Origin of the sequence: Marinobacter nauticus, from assembly GCF_003634635.1 — a bacterium.
Taxonomy (GTDB): domain Bacteria; phylum Pseudomonadota; class Gammaproteobacteria; order Pseudomonadales; family Oleiphilaceae; genus Marinobacter; species Marinobacter nauticus.
Genome location: NZ_RBJB01000003.1, coordinates 286,381 through 305,001, shown reverse-complemented (window position 1 = coordinate 305,001; position 18,621 = coordinate 286,381). Strand labels below are relative to the sequence as shown.

The following is an 18,621-nucleotide window of genomic DNA, read 5'->3' as shown; positions in this document are numbered from 1 at the left end:
TAAGTGACCCAGTGTCACTGAGGTACCACTCCATGATTGCATCCAGCCAGATTTCGCTGTTTCAGGACAGCAGCCGCCAGGTCTCGGCGTTTGACAGTTCCCAGCTGAGAATCCGCCAGTCTGCCGCCCCGGTACCGCAGGGGCAGACCAATAGGGGCACCGAAGTGTCGCTGATCCGACAGGCGGCGTATCGCTACAGCAGTCAGGAGCAGATGGCTTTTTCCAGCGCCAGTGAGGTGACCGGGGCCAACCGAGCGGCCACCTTCACCAGTTCGGAACTGGTCGAAAAGTCCTCAGAGCTGTTCCTGATGGGGCAGCAGGCGCTGACGGTCAGCCGAGCCGCCCTGGGGGGTGAAGCAGCCGCGGAATCGCCGAAGAGTCTGTCGGTATCTGCCGGTCGCTATATGTTCTACTCCGAAAATGAAACCCGCAGCTTCGCGTCGACTGGCAGTATTACCCTCGACAATGGTGAAACCATCGACTTTACCCTGTCGCTCAGGCAGTCCCAGTCCCGTAGCTATGAATACTCCGAGCTGATCCAGATTCAGGAGCGTCCCCTGACTGATCCGCTGGTGATCAACTTCGGTGCTTCTACCGCAAGACTGACCGACACCCTGTTTGAATTCGACATGACGGGCAACGGCGAGACGGCGCAGTTCGCCTCTCTGGGCGCGGGCAGCGGATATCTGGTTTTTGACCGCAATGGTAACGGTAAAGTGGACGATGGCAGCGAATTGTTCGGCCCGGAAAGTGGATCTGGCTTCAGCGAGCTGGCTGCGTTTGATGACGATGGTAACCGCTGGATAGATGCTAACGATGAAATATTTCAGTCCCTGTCGGTGTGGGTACAGACGGCTGATGGCGGCCAGGATCTGCGCTCGCTGGCGGAGGTTGGTGTCCAGGCACTGTATGTCGACAGCGTGGACGACCGCTTCACTCTGACCAATCCTCAGGGCGTGCCCCTGGGGCAGATCAAGGCCTCTGGTATTTACCTGACCACTGACGGTGAAGTTCGGACTCTGGAAGAGCTGGACCTGGCGGAACAGAACACCGAGTTGGCCCCGGCGGTGGAAACCGTTCTTGGGGTTCGTAACGCTGAACCCGAGATGAGCGGCGCAGCTTCTGCACGAGAGGAAGCGATCCGCAATGCCATAGAAAAACTGAACGAAATTCGTGAGAAGCAGCAGGCGTTTATTGAGGCTTCAAAAGAGCAGGGCGAAGAAAAGTCCCCGCTGGATGGTTATCTGAAGATCATTGATAAATTGCGGCTGGAGTTGCTGAACAGCCAGGATGAGAAGAAGCAGGCAGCCAGTCGGTATCTGGAATTCGCCAAGCTTTGACTTTGGGACAGTGCAGCTCAGGGGTGGGGGTGGTCTCCCAAAAATGTCGGAGGCCATGGATGGCCGGAGAGAAGCGCACATGGGTGAGGCAAGTGTTTATGAAGAGAAGCTTCATATGCAGCCGAACGACAGCAATCTTTGATTGCTGGCTGGACCCGCCTCCGGGTGCTTGTAGCGGTTTTTGGGAGACCACCCCCACCCCTGAGCGTCTAGCGAGCTGGTTGCTCGTGCATGGGGTTTGTGTCAAGCAAGGCCAGCTCGCCGATCCCCGGTAATTTGATCCCCAACGCCATGGGATTGATCCCCAGCGACAACCCCAGAATATTCACTTCCAGACCCTCTCGAACCCCGGCCAGCAAGCCGAAATATCCACCCAGGGATAGCTGATAACCGGCGCCACCGGGGCTTGGGGCAACCAGCCGGTCACCCAGGTAGTCCTTGCCGATGGCGTGGCTGGGCAGGGCTACGTCGAAGTCCGGCGTTTCCCGTATCACCCAGGCTACGAAGGTGTTGCTGTTTGGCCCCGGCCAGGCTTCGTATTGGGTGGGGTAGGGATAATTTTCCACTGCCTGGTAGATCTGCGGAATCAAGGCCGCGGCTTTCTCTCCCCGAATATCTGCATACAGTTCCGGCCTGGCGCCGTACCAGTGTCTGTCCGGGTCGCCGGGGCGGGAATTGACCACGTAGGTGCGCCAGCCGGTGACCTCGTGCACCTGATAATAATCAGCGCCCTGTTCTTTGGTCGCAATCCAGGTATGTACCGCAAAGTAGCCTCGCCAGCTCCAGGCGCGTGCGCCATAGACCTGAACAATGGCTTCCTCCACCTGTTCCGGTCGGGGCGCTATACCGGCGCTTTCCCGGCTGGCGGTACGCCAGCTCTCCGCAACCTCAAGGCTGCTGCTGGCGGCCAACAGAAGGGGGCCGCCCAGGAGCAACAGCAGGGCGCCAAGCAGGCTCGCGGCGTATTTGAGAAGTCGTTTCATTTACAGGTCCGGTTCGAGTATTTGCAGCATGCTACAGGCAAGATGATACGCCTTTTGACGGTCAATGGATGAAGCAGGTTAAAGAATGGTAGTTTGCCCAAGCTCGCGCTGGCTTCTAGGCTCAAGGTGTGAATATTCCTGAGTCAGGAGGCTGTCATGTCTGATCACCATGTCTACAAAAAAGTGGAAATCGTAGGCTCATCAAAGACAAGCATTGAAGATGCCATTCAGAACGCGCTGGATGAGTGTGGGAGAAGTGTTCGCAATATGGAGTGGTTCGAGGTAACGGAAACCCGTGGCCACATTGTCGACGGAAAGGTCGGTCATTATCAGGTGGGCCTGAAAATCGGTTTCCGGATTGCGGATAGTTAAGCAAGCTTAACCGCTTCTTATGGCGCGGTGCCGGATGGTGGTCACCAGGTGATTCAAAAGCTCCCGCGCCTCGCCCTCATGCAGGCTGTGAAACTTGTCGTGCAGGACTCTCCGATCGTGATCGGAAGCGCCGTGCCGGACTTCCTTCACCAGGTCCAGGTACTGGCAGGCGGCGAGGTGGGCCTTGATTTCCACGTCAATGAGCCGGGTGAGCAGTTCATCCACCGTTTCGTGACAGAAGGGGCGGTGCTGGTTCAGGTGATTTCGGGCGTCCAGCGCAGCGTTTCTGGCCTCCAGACGTAAGTCGTTGGCGGATTCACCGGTTTCGACAGTTCGCAGAAACTGCCCCAGGCGTTCGTGCAGAAGCCAGATGGCCGGCCAGGTCTTCTGGTAGGCTTCCATTTCCGTTTGGTAACGGGCTTGGTCCAGTGAGGAATGGCTGGTCGACGGGCTATGATCTGAGCGGTTGAACTGGCTGACCCGGATGTCATCCATTTCACGCCAGAGGGTGTCCGACCTTTCCCTCAATGCGCTGAGCTGGCTCTGGTTTTTGTTCCGTAACCGGGATGCCAGTATCAGGCTGAGAAGCGCCAGCACAAAGGCACCCGATGCCACCATCAGGGGTGGATCAAATGAGGTGAGTATGCTTCCTGGCAGACCGGTATCCATTGCCGTTCACCTGATTGAAGTCCGTCCTGGTCAATCAGTATACAGACTATTGCGGTGTTTGTTGTTTAAACGGCAGTAAGGTTTCCGCCTCTGCAAAATACCCTTGTACCTGCTCTGCTTCTTCCCGGGTGAAGTCGACAATGGCGTCCCGGAATCCGGGGTGCTGTATACCGTGCCAGGAATGGGTGATCACCGGTTCAAACCCCCGAACCAGTTTATGTTCGCCCTGGGCGCCGGCATCAAAATGTGTCAGCCCAAGCGCCAGCGCCAGCTCGATTCCCTGATAGTAACAGGTCTCGAAATGGAGGTGATTGTACTCGTCCAGACAGCCCCAGTACCGGCCGTAAAGCGTGTTTTGCCCCGACAGAAACAGGGCCCCGGCGATCATTTCGCCCTGTTTGATCGCCATGATCACGTGCATATGCTCGGGTAGCTGCCCTCTCAGTAACGCGAAAAACTGTTTGTTCAGGTATGGTCTCTGGCCCCGTTTCAGATAGGTGGCCTGGTAGAACACATAGAAGGTCGCAAGAACCTGGTCTGAAATATCCTTGCCATGGAAGCGGGCAAAGGTGATGCCCTGTTCCGTCACTTGCCGGCGTTCCTTGCGAATGGATTTGCGTTTGCGGGAATTCAATGCCGCCAGATAATCGTCGAAGCTGTGGTAGTTGTGGTTGTGCCAGTGGAATTGGCAGCCGATGCGATGCAGTTCATCGTCATGCGCCAGCAGTTGCTGGTCTTCGGCGTTGGGAAACAGCAGGTGCCAGGAGTGTGCCCCCAGGTGGTGTGTCAGGGTATCCAGCAAGTCGTGCAGGCGTTCGGGTGTCAGCTGTCGCCGCACCTCAGCGTCCAGCAGCAGCCGGGGTCCGGCAGACGGTGTGAACGGAATGGCGAGCAACAGCTTTGGATAATAGGGCAGGCCGTATCGCTGGTAGGCCTCGGCCCAGGACCAGTCGAACACATATTCACCCATGGAGTGGGTTTTCAGGTAGGCGGGTGCCAGGCCCACAATCCGGCCTTCGTGTTTGAATACCAGGTGGCTGGGGGTCCAGCCCGTTTCGGTGCGGGTGCAGCCGCTCTCTTCCAGTGCCTGAAAGAATTCGTATCGAAGAAACGGGTTGGAGACCCCCGCCAGTCGTTGCCAGTCCGATTTCGGGATGTCGGCAATACTGGCTCGGGTCTCCAGAGTGAGCTCGCGTGGCGCGTTTTCTGACATGGTTGGTTTCAGGTCGTTGACGAATACCTTCTACCATACGCCAGAACCCGCCATTTGATCACTCCTTGTCTTGCTTCCCACTGTTGCTACAGCGTTGCTGCATTTTTTCCTGCCACTGATTCATGCGTTTTTCCTGTTTGATCTGTCTTTCCTGGTGGATCTCCGCCCAGATCTGGCGCTGCTCCTCATTCAGTTTCAGGCGATCGGCCATTTCTGCCCGGTACGTTTCCCTCTCGGCCTGGCGCTCTTCACGGTTAAAGGGGCCTTTGCCTTCACGGAAGTTCTCGCACAGTTCCTGTTTGTCCCACTTGCCGTTCTGGTGGTGTTTGCCGTGCCGTTCTGCCAGAACAGCCGGGCTCGCGGCCATCAGGCTTGCCATCAGTACACCAGCGGTTAACAGAGTGGTTTTTGCTTTCATGGGTCTTTCCTCGTCGTTGTTCACAATGGATGATGGCCATGCTACGCCGGCGCAACGTCAGATGGTGTCAGGGCTACGTAAAGGTTCGGTAAAGGCCGGGAGACCGCCCGCAGCGCTGCAGGATGGCCATGCTAGACTGTGACCGGCACATCCCAGAGAGAAGACGATGCAGAACCGGGTACTGTTGATTGAAGATGACGATGAGTTACGGGAGCTGCTGGCCCGCTACCTTGCCAGCCAGGGCTTCAGTGTGCGTGAGGCCGCCAATGGTCGTGATGGACTGGCTCTCGCTCTGGGCCAGGATTGTGACATTGTGGTGCTCGATATCATGCTGCCTGATATCAATGGTCTGGATGTTCTGAGGGAACTTCGGGGCAAGACGCACCTACCCGTGATCCTGTTGACGGCCCGTGGCGATGAAACCGACCGGATTGTCGGCTTTGAAGTGGGCGCCGATGATTACATTCCCAAGCCCTGCAATCCCAGAGAGCTGGTGGCGCGGCTTCAGGCCCTGCTTCGTCGTATCGCCTGGGATCAGAAAACCGAGGTGGACGCCAGTCGGACTTATGGTGACTTGCGGGTGGAGCCCGGTCAGCGCCGCATCTACCAGAATGACGCGCCCCTGGAACTGACCGGCACCGAGTATGAAGTGCTTCAGGTGTTGCTGGCCCATGCCGGCAGCGTGGTCCGCAAGACCGATCTCATGCAGTGGGCGCTGGGGCGACGTCTGGAAGCCTACGACCGCACTCTGGATATGCACATCAGCAATCTTCGCAAGAAACTGGGCAATGATGACCCACCCCGCATCGAGACGGTGCGAGGACTGGGATACAGCTACCGGATACCCACATGATGAAGCGCTTTATGTTTCCTCTATTCTGGCGGATTTTTCTATCCATCTGGCTGGCCATGGCGGTAACCGTGGTGGCCAGTCACCTTGCCTCGCGTTATCTGTTGGACCGGGAACGCCAGGCGATTGAACGCCAGGTGGGTTTACAGGAACTGGCTCGCGAGGCTCTAGTCATTCGTGAACAGCGGGGTCGGGGGGATGCCTGGCGTTTTTTGCGTTCGGAAGGTGAACGCCTGGATTTGCACCTGATGCTGATCGAAAAGGAGCAGGGCCAGCATCGACTGCCCCGGGCAATTCGTGAACGAATCCAGTCGGGTTGGTACCCCCATAAGCCGGCAGTGCTGGATCTGCAGGAAGGCTATCAGTTGGTCGCCTGGCCCCGGATGGGCGGCGATGGTTGGCTGGACCCGAGAATGTTCCGGTTTGTGGAGATGGGGCTGGCGTTCCTGTTGATCTCCCTGGCCTGTTGGTGGATTGCGCGAATGGTCTCGCGGCCGTTGAGACACATGGAGGGGACCGCCCGGGCGATTGCCGGGGGGGATACTGGGCTGCGGGTTGCTGGTCGCATTGCCCGGCGCCGTGATGAAGTGGGCCAGTTGGCGACGGCATTTAACGGTATGACAGACCGGCTGTGCCAGCTGCTGGATCGTCAGAACCAGCTGTTGCGGGATATCTCCCATGATCTTCGTACTCCGTTGGCACGCCAGCGGGTGGCGATTGAACTGGCTTCGGACAGCGGCGCCGATGAGGCATTGATGACCAGTGTTCTGCGCCAGAACGAGCGGCTGGAAACCATGACCGGCCAGATTCTGACCCTGTACCGGGTGTCCGAGAACGGCGGTGATATGGCGCGTGAGCCGGTCAAGCCGATGGTCCTGGTCAATCACGTGCTTCAGGATGCCGCCGATTATGCTGAGCACCAGCGCGTGGAGTGCAAACTGGTGGCCTCGGAGGAGAGCAAAGCGGTGTCTGTGCTTGGCGACGGTGGTTTATTGCAGCGTGCGTTTGATAACGTGCTGCAAAATGCCCTGGACCACACGCCGCCGGGCAAATCGGTGAAGCTCTCTCTGTCCACGGACAATGAGAGAATCCGTTTGATCGTCGCTGATGAGGGACCGGGTGCTCCGGAAGACCTGCTACAACACTTGTTTGAGCCGTTTTTCCGGGCTGACAAATCCCGTGGTGGCAAAGGTTGGGGGCTGGGGCTCGCTATTGCCCGTGATATCATTCAGGCCCACGACGGGCACATCAGTGCCCGCAACCGGGACGAGGGTGGCCTGGAAGTGACCCTTGAGCTACCGGTCTTTGTCGGAGGCTGAGGAATCGGCGCTCGGGCTTTGATCCGGTGCGTTGTCACTGCCCGGTTTCAGCTTGCTGGCGGCAGAAAAATCAATGCCTTCCTGCAGCTCATCCTCATCAAACCGGATGCCGCAGGCGGCCTTGCGTATCCGTGCAGGGGCCGCGGTCCCGGGTTGGGTCTGTTCGTTGTCTTCGGTCGTCATAGGATCGCCCATGAGTAAGGATTACCCGATTCCTGCAGGATACCTTGAGCGGGAAACGGAAGTGAAGAAAAGCCGCTTTATTGCCCGAGTGTATCCCGTCAGTGACCGGGACGACGTACGTACATATGTTGACCAGGCCCACCGCGACTACCCCGATGCCCGTCATGTCTGCTGGGGGTATCAGATCGGCCGGCCCGGCTCTGCGGCCGAGGCTGCCATGAATGATGATGGTGAGCCTTCCGGAACTGCCGGCAAACCCATTCTGGGCGTGATCCAGCACAAGGATATGGGTGACGTGCTGGTGATCGTTATCCGCTATTTTGGTGGTATCAAGCTCGGAGCCGGTGGCCTGGTTCGGGCCTATGCCGGCGCCGCTGAAAGTGTCTTGTCCGCCGTTGACCGCGTGGTGCAGCAGGCACGTGTGCAGGCAACGGTGCAGTTCGGGTTTGCCGATGAGCAACCGCTGCGGCACTGGTGCGACGGTCATGAAGGGTGTATCGACGCGATTTCCTATACTACGCGGGTGACAGCCAGCGTTTCCTTGCCTGTGGCTCAGCAACAGGACTTCAGCGCTTTTTGTGAGTCCCAGAAGATGGATTACCGTTTTGAAACCTGACTGACTGAGGCAGGCCGGTAGCCCTGGGCACGCGTATACTGGAGACATATGGGAACAACGGAGTTAAGCCTATGCGTATTATGATGATCGCTGCTTTGGCGTTGGCCATAACCGGCTGTGCCAGCAATGTGGTGACCGACTACAATCCAGCCACCGTTTTTGGCAATTACAGCAGTTGGGCCTTTGCCAGCAACGCCCAGGACTCTGGTTTCACCTCGCTGGATGACGCCCGGGTTCGGGACGCGGTAGAGCGCGAGCTGAACCGGAAGGCGATGAAAAAAGTGACGGAGACTGAAGCCGATCTTCTGATCAGCTGGCAGATTGTGGCAGAGGAACGGCTTGAGCAGGTAGGCGTTGGCCTGGGGTTCGGGTTCGGCCATGGCAACTTCGGCTGGGGCCTCTCATCGCCGCCACCGGTGCGAGAGGTAACCGAGGGCAAACTGGTGGTGAGAATGGTTGATCGGACCACCGAGGAAGTGGTCTGGCAAGCCGCGAGCCGGCGCTATCTCAATGAAAACCAGTCGCCGGAAACCCGTCGGAAACTGATTGACGAGGTTGTCTCGGAAATGTTTTCCAAATACCCTCCGGGCCTGAACTGATTGCAGATAAAGGCGTAACCATGGGTATGAACAAGCGCAAAGGCGGCCTTGTGTTCTCCACGGACCAGGGGCGGATGTGCCCGGAGTGCCGTAACCCGGTGGATGACTGCACCTGCCGGGGAGCGCAGAGGCCGGTCGGAGACGGTATTGTGCGCGTCAGCCGGGAGACAAAGGGGCGCAAAGGCAAGGGCGTGACCCTGGTGACCGGTATTCCGCTCGACGACAAAGAACTGAAAGCCTACGCCAAACAGCTAAAGGCCAAATGCGGTACAGGTGGTACAGTAAAAGACGGAGTGGTGGAGATACAGGGCGACCAGCGAGATATTCTGGTGCCGTTACTGGAGCAGGAAGGCTGGACCGTCAAGCGCGCGGGCGGCTAACGTTCTGAAGCTACCACAGTTGATCAATCAGGGGAGGCAGGCATGCACATAGCGGTACTTGGGGCAGGCGTCGTTGGTATCACCACCGCGTGGTACCTGCAGAAACAGGGGCACCAGGTAACCGTGGTCGACCGACAGAACCAGTCAGGACTGGAAACCAGCTACGCCAATGGCGGGCAGGTATCGGTGTCCCATGCCGAGCCGTGGGCCAATCCTTCGGCGCCCCTGAAAGTCGCAAAATGGCTTTTCCAGCCGGATGCCCCACTGTTGTTCCGGCCCCGGCTGGATCTTTACCAGTGGCGCTGGGCGCTGTCGTTCCTGGCTCAGTGTACCTCTGCCAAAGCCGCCCATAATATCCGCCAGATGGTCAATCTCGGTACTTACAGCCGTTCATGCCTGCAGTCACTGCGAGACGAACTGAAGCTCGATTATGACCAGTTAGCCAAGGGCATTCTGCATTTCTACACCAACCCTGCCGAATTCGATGCGGCCCTGGAACCTTCCCGCATCATGCGTGATCTGGGCTGTGATCGTCAGGTTATCGATGCTGGTCGTGCGGTTGAGCTGGAGCCGGCCCTTGAACCGATCCGTCATCGTATTGCCGGCGCGACTTATACCGCCGATGACGAAAGCGGCGATGCCCGAAAGTTTACCCAGGCTCTGGCTGAGAAATGTAAAGAAGCCGGGGTGGCTTTTGAATACGGCACCGAAGTGCTGGGTTTTGATCGCGCGGGTGACCGGATCCTTGGAGTGCTGGCGCTCAAGGACGGCAAACACCACACCCTTCGGGCGGACAGCTATGTGTTGAGCCTGGGCAGTTTCAGTGCGGTACTTGCCCGCCAGCTCGGGATGTTCCTGAATATCTATCCGGCCAAGGGCTACTCTATTACCGTGCCGGTGAAAAACGAAGAAGCGGCCTTTAACGTCAGCCTGACCGACGATGAATACAAGCTGGTTTACTCGCGCCTGGGCGACCGAATGCGTGTCGCTGGCACAGCAGAACTGAATGGTTACCGTCGCGACCTGAACTTTACCCGTTGTCGGGCGATTGTCCGTCGGGCTGCGGAAGTCATGCCCGAGGCTGGCTATTGGGATCAGGCCGAATTCTGGACCGGCTTGCGGCCGGCAACGCCATCCAATGTGCCCTACATCGGTAAAAGCCACTTCAGCAATCTGTACCTCAACACCGGTCATGGTACCCTGGGCTGGACCCACTCCTGTGGCTCGGCAGCCGCTCTGGCGGATATTGTTGCTGGGAAGGATCCTGAGGTGGACTTCACCTTCTCAGGCCTCTGAGCAGCCGACGATCCCGGTAGCACACAAATAAAAACGCCGGCGTCTGTTGCCAGGACGCCGGCGTTTTTTGCTTCCCCGGAAGATTAGTCTTTCAACTGATCCCGAATCAGTTTTTTGTTGATCTTGCCGACGCTGGTTTTGGGAATGTCTTCCACAAAACGCATCTGCTCGGGAATCGCCCATTTATTGATGTCGCCGCTGTCGACAAACTGTTGCAGGTGCTGCTTGATATCCTGCTCAGAGATGGATTCTCCGGGCTTCAGGGTGATCAGGGCGTAGGGACGTTCCCCCCATTTCTCATCGGGCACACCTACCACCGCAGCCCCGGCAACGGCAGGGTGCTGGCTGATCATGTTCTCCAGGTCGAGCGACGACAGCCATTCGCCTCCGGTCTTGATCACATCCTTGATGCGGTCTTTGATGGTCAGCGTGTTGTCCGGCTCCATGGAGGCGACATCACCGGTGTGTAACCAGCCGCCTTCCCACAGTTCCTCGCCTTTGTCCGGTTGTTTGAAGTAACTCTGGGTCAACCAGGGGGCGCGAGCGACCACTTCACCCTTGGCTTCGCCATCATGGGCTACGGGGTTGCCGTCAGGATCGACAATTTCCAGTTCCACCATGGGCACGGCTTTACCGGTCTTCACCCGGATTGCGGTTTGCTGCTCCAGGGGCAGTTCAAGATCCGCCGGGGAGAGGTGCGTGGTGCTCAGCAGCGGGCAGGTTTCGGACATGCCGTAGCCGGTGAACATCTTGATGCCCAGTTTCGCCCCCGCATCGCACAGGCCTTTGGTCAGGGCGCTGCCACCGATGAGCACATGCCAGTTGCTCAGGTCCGCGGTCTTGATGGACTCGGTGGCCATCATCATCTGCATGATGGTGGGCACGCAGTGGGAGAAACTGACTTTGTGCTCCTTGAGCAGATCCACCAGCAACTCGGGTTCATAGCGACCGGGATAGACCTGCTTTATTCCCATCATGGTGGCCGCGTAGGGCACGCCCCAGGCGTGAACGTGGAACATGGGCGTGACCGGCATATACACCGACGATGAACGCAACAGCGGCATTTCGTCGAAATGGGAGATGCTGCCGGCCATGGAAAGCGTATGCAGTACCAGCTGGCGGTGGCTGAAATACACGCCTTTCGGGTTACCGGTGGTGCCGGTGGTGTAGAAAGTGGTGGCGACGCTGTTCTCGTCGAAATCGGGGAAGTCGAAGTGGTCGCTGGCCCCCGCGAGCAGGGCTTCGTACTCGCCGTGGGTGTCGAAAGAGGCGTTGCCCGGCTTGTCGCTGTCGGTTACCTGAATCCAGGTTTTGACGGTTTTGATCTCGTCTTTCACGCCCTCGATGATGGGCAGGAAGTCATCGTGCACCAGTACCGCGTCGTCTTCGGCGTGGTTCATGGTGTAAACGATCTGCTCCGGCGACAGGCGCACGTTGACCGTGTGCAGTATGGCGCCAATCATCGGAATCGCAAAGAAACACTCAAGGTACCGTGGGGTATCCCAATCCATCACAGCCACGGTATCGCCGGGTTTGATACCGGCGTCTGTCAGGGCATTGGCAAGTCGATGGATGCGTTCGACAAGGTCCTTGTAGGTGTACTTGCTGCGATCGGCGTAAACGATTTCCTGGTCCGGGTTGTAGCGGGGGCCGGACATCAGTAACCGCTTGATCAGGAGCTGGTACTGGTGGGCATTGTCAGCCGGTTTGAGAATTCGGGGTTGAGCCATGTTGTTGTCCTCTTTCTCTGCTTATGTTTGTTGTCACGGTAAGAAAGACGGGCTGAGTGGGGCTTATCCGTAGGTACAGAGATAAGCAGTATCGGCATCCGTTTTTGCTTTGAAGCTTGCTTGCCCCGCTACCTCAAAGCTCTCGCCGGCGCCGAAAGTTTGCCAGTCTTGCTGGCCTGGCAGCAGCACGGTCAGTTCACCGCTGACGACCGTCATGGTTTCTTTTTCTGAGGTGCCGAATTCGTATTCTCCGGCACTGATAACACCGATTGTGGCAGGCAGTGTGCTGGACTGGAAAGCCACTGATTTTACCTTGCCATCGAAGTATTCATTGACTGTCAGCATGTCTGGTATTCCTTGAAATGGTTTGCAGCCTACTATACTGGAAATTCCTGTGCTGCCAATCACAAACTATTGGTTTGAGGTACCTTTTCCAGTTCGGGTTGGCTGCCCGTACTTTAGCTCCTCGAGCCCGCTATTGAGTTTGTGGGTAACCGGGTCGTATCGTTCCTGCAGCTCATCCTTGATGGTGCCGGCCCAGAGTTTGGTGCCGGTGAAATAACCGGCCCGGCCTATGACATGAGCGGCGATCGGAGCTGTCAGAAAAATGAAGATAACAATGGCAACCGCCCGCGCGGCCACGGTACTGTCCCCGAAATAGAACGCCACGCCACCCATGGTCATCATGGCGCCCAGGGCACCGGCTTTGGTGGTGGCGTGCATGCGGGTGGGGAGGTCGGGCAACCTCAGAACGCCGATGGCGGCCAGTACCATGAAAGCAGCGCCCACCAGGAGCAGGACCGATACCAGTATTTCAATCATTCTTTACGCCTCCCCGCTCGACGAATCTGGCGAAGCCGATGGCTGCCAGAAAGGCTGTCAGGGCGATAACAATGGCAACATCCAGGAAACTGGCTACGCCGGTATCAATCGCGTGCACACCCACGTAGCCAACCACGATGGATGCAATCAGTTCCAATGCGACCACCCGGTCCGGCAAGGACGGACCACGGGTAAGCCGAATGAAGGCAAAGAGCAGCGCCAGAGACAGCATCAGATAGACAATATTGATCACAACACTCAGCATGGCTGGCCTCCTAGCGTGTCACCTTCAGGATTCGGCGTTCGAGTTCTCTCAGGTCGTTTCTGAGTTGCTCTTCGTCGTGAAGAAACATGGCGTGAATAAACAGCACCTTTCGATCGTCAGAAACATCCAGGCTCAGGGTTCCGGGTGTGAGAGAAATGACGCTGCTGACAAAGAGAATTTCCATATCGGTCTCGGCCCGGAGCGGAAACGCGATCACTCCCGGCTTCATGTGCCAGACCGGCGTTGCGATGTCATAGGCGACCCTCAGATTCGACTTCACCAGTTCTTTCAGGAAATACACCAGGAAAGCGGCGAGACGGGGAATCCGGCGGGAATACCCTTTCAGCACCGGCACCTGTTTCTGCAGCACCATGAGGGCGACGTAGCCAAAGATAAAACCTGCCAGCAGGTTCATGGCCGTGATGCTACCCGTGAGGGTTACCCAGGCCAGAGCCAGCAGTAAATTCCAGAACAGGCCGATCATTCAGGTTGCCCTCCCAGAACCGCTTCTATGTAAAGCTGCGGGTTCATCAGCTGCTCGGCGGCGGATTCTGCAAGCACGTAAATGGGCTGACCATAGAGGCCAATGATCAGTGTACACACCGCAAGCCCCACCACAGGGGTGTAGTAGGCCCAACTGCGTTGGTCTTTGATGTCACCATTGAGCCGTCTGGTGTCGGTAACGTGCTCGGGGACTTTCTTCCAGAACACTTCCGCCCAGATCTTGATCATGGAGTAGAGGGTCAGCAAGCCCACCAGCAGGGCGACCGCTGCGACAAGATATTCGCTGGATTCCAGTGTGGCACGGACAACAACGAACTTGGCGAAAAAGCCGGACAAGGGCGGAATACCTGCCAGCGACAGGGCCGGAATCAGGAATAGTAACGCCAGGTAAGGGCGCTGCCGATACACGCCACCCAGGTCTTTCAGCTCATAGCTGCCCAGCAGGCGATAGGTGATGCCGCTCACCAGGAACAGATTCGTTTTAACGATGATGTGATGTATGATGTAAAACACACCGCCAATCAGCGCCAGGGGCGTAAACAAGGCTAGTCCCAGAAGCATGTAGCCGATCTGGCTGACGATGTGGAAGGACAGAATCCTGCGGAACTCGAACTGTGCGGCGGCGCCGAGTACACCGGTCAGCATGGTCAGTGCCGCCGCCCAGAGCAGGATGGTGTGGGTGTATTCCACATCTTGGGTGAATATCAGTGTAAAGACCCGATAGAGTGCATACACCCCGACCTTCGTCAGCAATCCCGCAAACAGTGCGGATACTGCGACCTGAGGGGTGTGGTACGAGGCCGGGAGCCAGAAAAACAGTGGGAATGCCGCCGCCTTGATGCCAAACGACACCATGAACATCAGCGACACAACGGTGATCATGCCGGGATTTTCAACTCGGCTCACCTTCTGGGCGATATCCGCCATGTTGAGGGTGCCCACCATGCCGTACAGCAGGCCGACGGCTGACAGGAATAGGGCCGATGAAAACAGGTTCAGGGTAACGTATTTGATGGCGCCTTCCATCTGGGCACGCTCGCCACCGAGGGTGAGCAGGGCAAAGGAGGCCAGCAGCATGACCTCAAACCAGACGAAGAGGTTGAAAATATCGCCGGTCAGGAAGGCACCAGCGACCCCGGCAAGCAACAGGTGCATCAGCTGGTAGTAGCCGAACCTTTCGTGGCCCGGAGGCGTTGAAGCCAGGGAGTAGATGGCGATGGCGAGCCCGATAATGCCAGTCAGCACAATCATGATGGCGCTGAGGATGTCCGCCACCAGCACAATGCTGAACGGCGCCGGCCAGCTGCCCATTTCAACCACCAGAAAGCCTTTGTCGATGGTTGAGCGCATCAGCCAGATGCTGGCGGCCAGCAAAAGAGCGGTGGCTACCACGCCAACCAGGCGTTGCAGCTGAACCGAGCGCCACAGCGCCAGGGACAGGGCGCCGGCGGTCAGGGGGATCAGAATCGGGAGAACAACTTCCAGGTTCAAGTGTCGGTATCCTTCATCTTGTCCAGATCATCGGTGCCCACAACTTCGTATGCCCGGCGGATCAGAACCACCGCAAAGGCCAGAACGCTGAACGCGATCACGATAGCCGTAAGGATGAGGGCCTGGGGTAACGGATCTGCCACCGTTCCAGCCATCTGCTTCGCGCCGTCGGCTATCAGCGGAGGTGCGCCCCGGGTTAGACCCGACACCACAAAAATCAGCAGGTTTGCCGCATTGCTCAGAATGATCAGGCCAATAACGATTTTCACGATGGAGCGTCTGAGCATCATGTAGATACTGGCCGCGAACAAGATACCAACCACAAGGGCCATCAGGCTTTCCATAGCGATGCTCCCCGTTCAAAAAACTGTGTTCGCCTCATCCCTCAACCTCCATCAGACCGATCACGAATGTCATCAGTGTGCCAAGGACCGCCAGATACACGCCAATGTCGAAGACGAGTACGGTCGATAACTTCAGGTAGCTGTCACCCGGCAGCGGAAGCTCCCACCAGTGGGCGGTGAGCATGGCCTGACCAGACAACAGGGCCGGAATTGTGGATGCCAGCCCGAACAGCAGGCCGGCTGCCAGGAGATCCTTCGGGTGCACCCGAAGGAGTTTGCGGGTGGCTTCCGCGCCGAAGGCGAAGGCGTAGAGAACAAACGCGCTTGCAGCGACCAGGCCCCCGATGAAACCGCCGCCGGGTTCGTCGTGCCCGCGCAAAAGCAGGAACACCGAAAACATCAGCTGCAGCGGCATGATCGCCAATGCCGCGGTGTGGAGAATCACGGTGTTGGATTTCATGGCTTGTACTGGTCCTCCGCCCTGAGCTTGATCATGGAGTAAACGCCAATTGCGGCAAGACCCAGTACAAATATTTCCCCCAGAGTATCGAGTTGCCGGAAGTCCACCAGAATTACGTTGACGATATTTTTGCCAAACGCCAGACCATAGCTGTTTTCAACGTAGTAGCTGGAAATGCTGTCAAAGTACTGGATATCCAGAACAGCAAGAATGATGAGCGTCATCACCACGCCCGCAAACACTGCGACAGACAGGTCCCGGTAACGTTCCCAGGACGAGGAGAGCTTGGCAAACGGTGGCAGCCGGAACAGCACCAGCACAAGCAGAATGACGGTGAGGGTCTCCACCAGTAGTTGGGTAATGCCCAGATCCGGTGCACTGAAGTGAATGAAGGTCAGGGCCACACCAAAGCCCAGTACCCCCAGCGAAGCAACCGAGCCAAGCCGGGACCGTGTGACACAGGCAAAGACGGTCGCAGCGACAATTAGCAGCGCGATGCCCCATTCGTAGAAAAAACTGTCGCTGAAGTCGAAATCCAGCTGCAGACCGTGCCGCGTCAGCAGCGTGAAGCCCGTCAGAGAAAACGTGACAAGAACCAGAACCAGTAAATAGGTGCCGAGAACGCCATTCTGTAGGATTCGTGTCTGCCAGCCAGCAACCTGACTGATCCCCTCCATAAAACGGAAATAACCGGCTTCCGGGCCGAATCGGCTGGCGGCGGTATTCATCGCATACAGGGTTGGTTGCAGTCTGTGCCAGGCCGCTACGAGGAACGAGCCTGCCAGGAGACTGAGACCGGAAAGCATCAGGGGAAGGTTAATTCCGTGCCAGAGGGCGAGGGCGGTTTCCACCGGGTAGCCGGAGACTGCTGAAATAGCGGCGTCCAGAACCAGATTTGCGGGCAGAGATGGCATGAAGCCGAAGATCAGGGCGAGCATTGTCAAAACGCCGGGGCCGATCAGCATCGCAAACGGGGCCTCGTGGGGCAGTTTGGGCGTTTTAACAACCGGCCCGAAAAAGGGCTTGATAAACACCAGGCCGGCGACCGCCACCACCAGCATGGCCGAGAGAACGGCGGCCACCAAAAGCCCGGTTTGCCATATTGGCGCATGCAACAGCGACTCCAGTAACAGTTCCTTGGCCACGAACCCGAACAGCGGTGGAAGCCCTGCGAGGGATAAGGCCGTAAGTCCGGTAATAACGGCTGTCTTTGGCATGCTGTGCCTCAGGCCACCCATCCGGGTAATGTCTTTGGTGCCGGTTTCGTGGTCCAGGGCGCCGGCGAGCATAAACAAGGCGCCCTTATACAGCGAGTGGGCCACCAGGAAACAGATGAAAGCTGTGATGGCCAGTTCCGTCCCCACGCCCACCAGCATGGTCAGGGTGCCCAGCGCCATCACCGTGGAATAGGCCAGAACCTTTTTGATGCCGGTGCTGCTGTATGCAAGATAGGCGCCGGTGAGCATAGTGACGGCACCAAACACCAACAGCGAGCCGCTCCAAAGCATGTCTCCGTCCATTGACGGGTTCAGGCGGGCCAGCAGATACACACCCGCCTTCACCATGGTCGCAGAATGCAGGTAGGCCGAAACCGGGGTGGGCGCAGCCATGGCGTTTGGTAGCCAGAAGTGGAAAGGCGCCTGCGCGGATTTGGTAAAGGCGCCAATCAGTATGCAGACTGCTGCCGCGGTGTAATACGGGTGCTCATGAATGGACAGTTCTGACGCCAGAAGGCCCGAGAAGGAGGAATCCCCGGTGATAAAAATCAGCAGGATCAGGCCCGCCATCAACACGAGCCCGCCACCTGCGGTTACGAACAGGCCCTGGAGGGCAAACTTGCGCGCTTCGGTATCTTCATGGTTGAAGCCGATCAGCATGTAGGAGGTGATGCTGGTCAGTTCCCAGAACACAAAAAAGGTAATGAGGTTGTCCGAGAGTACCAGCCCGAGCATCGAGGCCATGAACGCCAACATGATGACGTAGAACCTTGCCAGGTCTTTGTGGCCTTTAAGATAGGAGCCTGCATAGATCAGAATGAAGGCGCCGATGCCGCTGATCAGAAGGGCGAACACCAGGGACAGGCCATCAACCATGAAGTCCAGGGTAATCCCGAGGCCTGGCATCCAGGGCGTTTCAAGCAGGAGCTTTTCACCACCACGGATCGCGGGAATCAGGCTGGCGAAGTAGGCGGTGAGGGAGGCGGGGAGAAGAGCCAGTACCCAGCCGATGTAACTGCCTGCCAAACGATATAGCGCCGGTACCGCGACCGCCAGCATAAAACCGGATAGCACAGCCAGTAACATCATGGGAGAGGACTCCTTAAAGACCTGACTTTACGGGTATTGAAATATATCGGTGCCGGTAGCCTTTTGATTTATACGATTGTTTTGAACAAAAGGCTCACTGAGCCCTTGAATGAAAAGGGCTTATTGATCCCAGGTCTGACCGCGAGTTTTCTCAGAGGTTCTGACTTCCAGGTGCATGGCGGCCTTTGCCAGGAAGTTGGCACTGATGGGCGCCGTCATGAACAGGAACGCCGTGATCAGGATTTCCTCGATCCCGATGCCTCGCCCAAGCGTGCTGAAGTAGATCACGGAGCTGATCACGATAGCGCCAACGCCAACCGTGGTGGCTTTGGTAGGGCCGTGTAGCCGGGTGTAGAAATCCGGCAGTCGAGCCAGACCAATGGCACCGATGAGAGTAAAAACGCCACCGATAATCAGCATGGCGGAAATGGCGTATTCAGCGAAGGTGCTCATAGGGTGTC

The 18,621-nt window shown here is 57.5% G+C and carries 23 protein-coding genes; 8 read left to right on the top strand and 15 right to left on the bottom strand.

The genetic code is table 11. The features are described 5' to 3' along the window. Positions 1 to 32: 32 nt before the first annotated feature. Positions 33 to 1,340 carry a hypothetical protein gene (locus C7436_RS07255; protein ID WP_121207207.1) on the top strand — a complete coding sequence of 436 codons (1,308 nt, stop codon included), beginning with the start codon at positions 33 to 35 and terminating at the stop codon, positions 1,338 to 1,340. Between the two features lie 209 nt (positions 1,341 to 1,549). Here the strand turns inward: C7436_RS07255 and C7436_RS07250 are convergent, their stop codons facing one another. Further along, positions 1,550 to 2,323, bottom strand: a complete 774-nt coding sequence (locus tag C7436_RS07250) for a DUF3750 domain-containing protein (protein WP_121207206.1) — start codon at positions 2,321 to 2,323, stop codon at positions 1,550 to 1,552. A gap of 156 nt (positions 2,324 to 2,479) precedes the next feature. Between C7436_RS07250 and C7436_RS07245 the strand changes: the two genes are divergently transcribed. Beyond that, on the top strand, positions 2,480 to 2,695 hold the full coding sequence (locus C7436_RS07245; protein ID WP_011786317.1) for a dodecin: 216 nt from the start codon (positions 2,480 to 2,482) through the stop codon (positions 2,693 to 2,695). 6 nt (positions 2,696 to 2,701) lie between these two features. Here C7436_RS07245 and C7436_RS07240 read toward each other — a convergent pair whose 3' ends face one another. From C7436_RS07240 to C7436_RS07230, 3 genes are read right to left on the bottom strand one after another with little or no spacing between them, the layout of a single operon-like run. After that, a complete protein-coding gene (locus C7436_RS07240; RefSeq protein ID WP_121207204.1) occupies positions 2,702 to 3,364 on the bottom strand; it encodes a hypothetical protein in 663 nt (220 codons plus the stop codon). Positions 3,365 to 3,410: 46 nt separating this feature from the next. Continuing rightward, complete coding sequence (locus C7436_RS07235) at positions 3,411 to 4,577, bottom strand: GNAT family N-acetyltransferase (RefSeq protein ID WP_121207202.1); 1,167 nt, start codon at positions 4,575 to 4,577, stop codon at positions 3,411 to 3,413. Between the two features lie 58 nt (positions 4,578 to 4,635). After that, on the bottom strand, positions 4,636 to 4,995 hold the full coding sequence (locus C7436_RS07230) for a hypothetical protein (protein ID WP_121207200.1): 360 nt from the start codon (positions 4,993 to 4,995) through the stop codon (positions 4,636 to 4,638). Between the two features lie 166 nt (positions 4,996 to 5,161). Between C7436_RS07230 and C7436_RS07225 the strand changes: the two genes are divergently transcribed. Together C7436_RS07225 and C7436_RS07220 are read left to right on the top strand one after the other, a co-directional pair. Next, positions 5,162 to 5,848 (top strand): response regulator transcription factor, encoded by a 687-nt coding sequence (locus C7436_RS07225; protein ID WP_014422229.1) that lies wholly within the window; start codon positions 5,162 to 5,164, stop codon positions 5,846 to 5,848. After that, positions 5,845 to 7,164, top strand: a complete 1,320-nt coding sequence (locus C7436_RS07220) for a sensor histidine kinase (protein ID WP_121207198.1) — start codon at positions 5,845 to 5,847, stop codon at positions 7,162 to 7,164. Before C7436_RS07225 ends, C7436_RS07220 begins: the two co-directional genes overlap by 4 nt. Here C7436_RS07220 and C7436_RS07215 read toward each other — a convergent pair. Continuing rightward, a complete protein-coding gene (locus C7436_RS07215; protein WP_224849769.1) occupies positions 7,141 to 7,347 on the bottom strand; it encodes a hypothetical protein in 207 nt (68 codons plus the stop codon). The genes C7436_RS07220 and C7436_RS07215 overlap by 24 nt on opposite strands. A 10-nt stretch (positions 7,348 to 7,357) precedes the next feature. Here C7436_RS07215 and C7436_RS07210 point away from each other — a divergent pair, with 10 nt between their 5' ends. The 4 genes from C7436_RS07210 to C7436_RS07195 all read left to right on the top strand — a co-directional run bounded on the left by C7436_RS07210 (position 7,358) and on the right by C7436_RS07195 (position 10,238). Continuing rightward, positions 7,358 to 7,963 carry an IMPACT family protein gene (locus tag C7436_RS07210; RefSeq protein ID WP_023009142.1) on the top strand — a complete coding sequence of 202 codons (606 nt, stop codon included), beginning with the start codon at positions 7,358 to 7,360 and terminating at the stop codon, positions 7,961 to 7,963. Between the two features lie 71 nt (positions 7,964 to 8,034). Further along, the gene (locus C7436_RS07205; protein ID WP_011786310.1) at positions 8,035 to 8,562 is read left to right on the top strand and encodes a DUF4136 domain-containing protein; all 528 of its coding nucleotides are present in this window, start codon (positions 8,035 to 8,037) and stop codon (positions 8,560 to 8,562) included. A gap of 20 nt (positions 8,563 to 8,582) precedes the next feature. Next, a complete protein-coding gene (locus C7436_RS07200) occupies positions 8,583 to 8,942 on the top strand; it encodes a translation initiation factor Sui1 (RefSeq protein WP_023009141.1) in 360 nt (119 codons plus the stop codon). A 42-nt stretch (positions 8,943 to 8,984) separates the two neighbouring features. After that, positions 8,985 to 10,238: a D-amino acid dehydrogenase gene (locus C7436_RS07195; RefSeq protein WP_121207196.1), complete on the top strand. Its 1,254-nt coding sequence runs from the start codon at positions 8,985 to 8,987 to the stop codon at positions 10,236 to 10,238. An 83-nt stretch (positions 10,239 to 10,321) separates the two neighbouring features. On the opposite strand, the gene C7436_RS07190 is transcribed toward C7436_RS07195, so the two are convergent. The 10 genes from C7436_RS07190 to C7436_RS07145 all read right to left on the bottom strand — a co-directional run bounded on the left by C7436_RS07190 (position 10,322) and on the right by C7436_RS07145 (position 18,613). Continuing rightward, a complete protein-coding gene (locus C7436_RS07190) occupies positions 10,322 to 11,968 on the bottom strand; it encodes a fatty acid--CoA ligase (protein ID WP_121207194.1) in 1,647 nt (548 codons plus the stop codon). A 63-nt stretch (positions 11,969 to 12,031) separates the two neighbouring features. Beyond that, positions 12,032 to 12,313 (bottom strand): pyrimidine/purine nucleoside phosphorylase, encoded by a 282-nt coding sequence (gene ppnP / locus C7436_RS07185; protein WP_011786306.1) that lies wholly within the window; start codon positions 12,311 to 12,313, stop codon positions 12,032 to 12,034. Positions 12,314 to 12,379: 66 nt separating this feature from the next. Continuing rightward, complete coding sequence (gene mnhG, locus C7436_RS07180; protein ID WP_121207193.1) at positions 12,380 to 12,790, bottom strand: monovalent cation/H(+) antiporter subunit G; 411 nt, start codon at positions 12,788 to 12,790, stop codon at positions 12,380 to 12,382. Further along, a complete protein-coding gene (locus C7436_RS07175) occupies positions 12,783 to 13,055 on the bottom strand; it encodes a monovalent cation/H+ antiporter complex subunit F (protein ID WP_022991468.1) in 273 nt (90 codons plus the stop codon). Before C7436_RS07175 ends, mnhG begins: the two co-directional genes overlap by 8 nt. 10 nt (positions 13,056 to 13,065) lie before the next feature. After that, positions 13,066 to 13,539: a Na+/H+ antiporter subunit E gene (locus C7436_RS07170; RefSeq protein WP_014422219.1), complete on the bottom strand. Its 474-nt coding sequence runs from the start codon at positions 13,537 to 13,539 to the stop codon at positions 13,066 to 13,068. Continuing rightward, positions 13,536 to 15,050, bottom strand: coding sequence for a Na+/H+ antiporter subunit D (locus C7436_RS07165; RefSeq protein ID WP_121207191.1), 1,515 nt, complete (start codon positions 15,048 to 15,050; stop codon positions 13,536 to 13,538). The genes C7436_RS07170 and C7436_RS07165 overlap by 4 nt, the downstream gene beginning before the upstream one ends. After that, on the bottom strand, positions 15,047 to 15,394 hold the full coding sequence (locus C7436_RS07160; protein ID WP_113879970.1) for a Na+/H+ antiporter subunit C: 348 nt from the start codon (positions 15,392 to 15,394) through the stop codon (positions 15,047 to 15,049). Before C7436_RS07160 ends, C7436_RS07165 begins: the two co-directional genes overlap by 4 nt. A gap of 34 nt (positions 15,395 to 15,428) precedes the next feature. Next, positions 15,429 to 15,854, bottom strand: coding sequence for a Na+/H+ antiporter subunit B (locus tag C7436_RS07155; protein ID WP_011786300.1), 426 nt, complete (start codon positions 15,852 to 15,854; stop codon positions 15,429 to 15,431). Beyond that, entirely contained in the window at positions 15,851 to 18,160 is a 2,310-nt protein-coding gene (locus tag C7436_RS07150) for a putative monovalent cation/H+ antiporter subunit A (protein WP_121207190.1), read from the bottom strand. Before C7436_RS07150 ends, C7436_RS07155 begins: the two co-directional genes overlap by 4 nt. 120 nt (positions 18,161 to 18,280) lie before the next feature. Then, a complete protein-coding gene (locus tag C7436_RS07145; protein WP_121207188.1) occupies positions 18,281 to 18,613 on the bottom strand; it encodes a Na+/H+ antiporter subunit G in 333 nt (110 codons plus the stop codon). Positions 18,614 to 18,621: the final 8 nt, after the last annotated feature.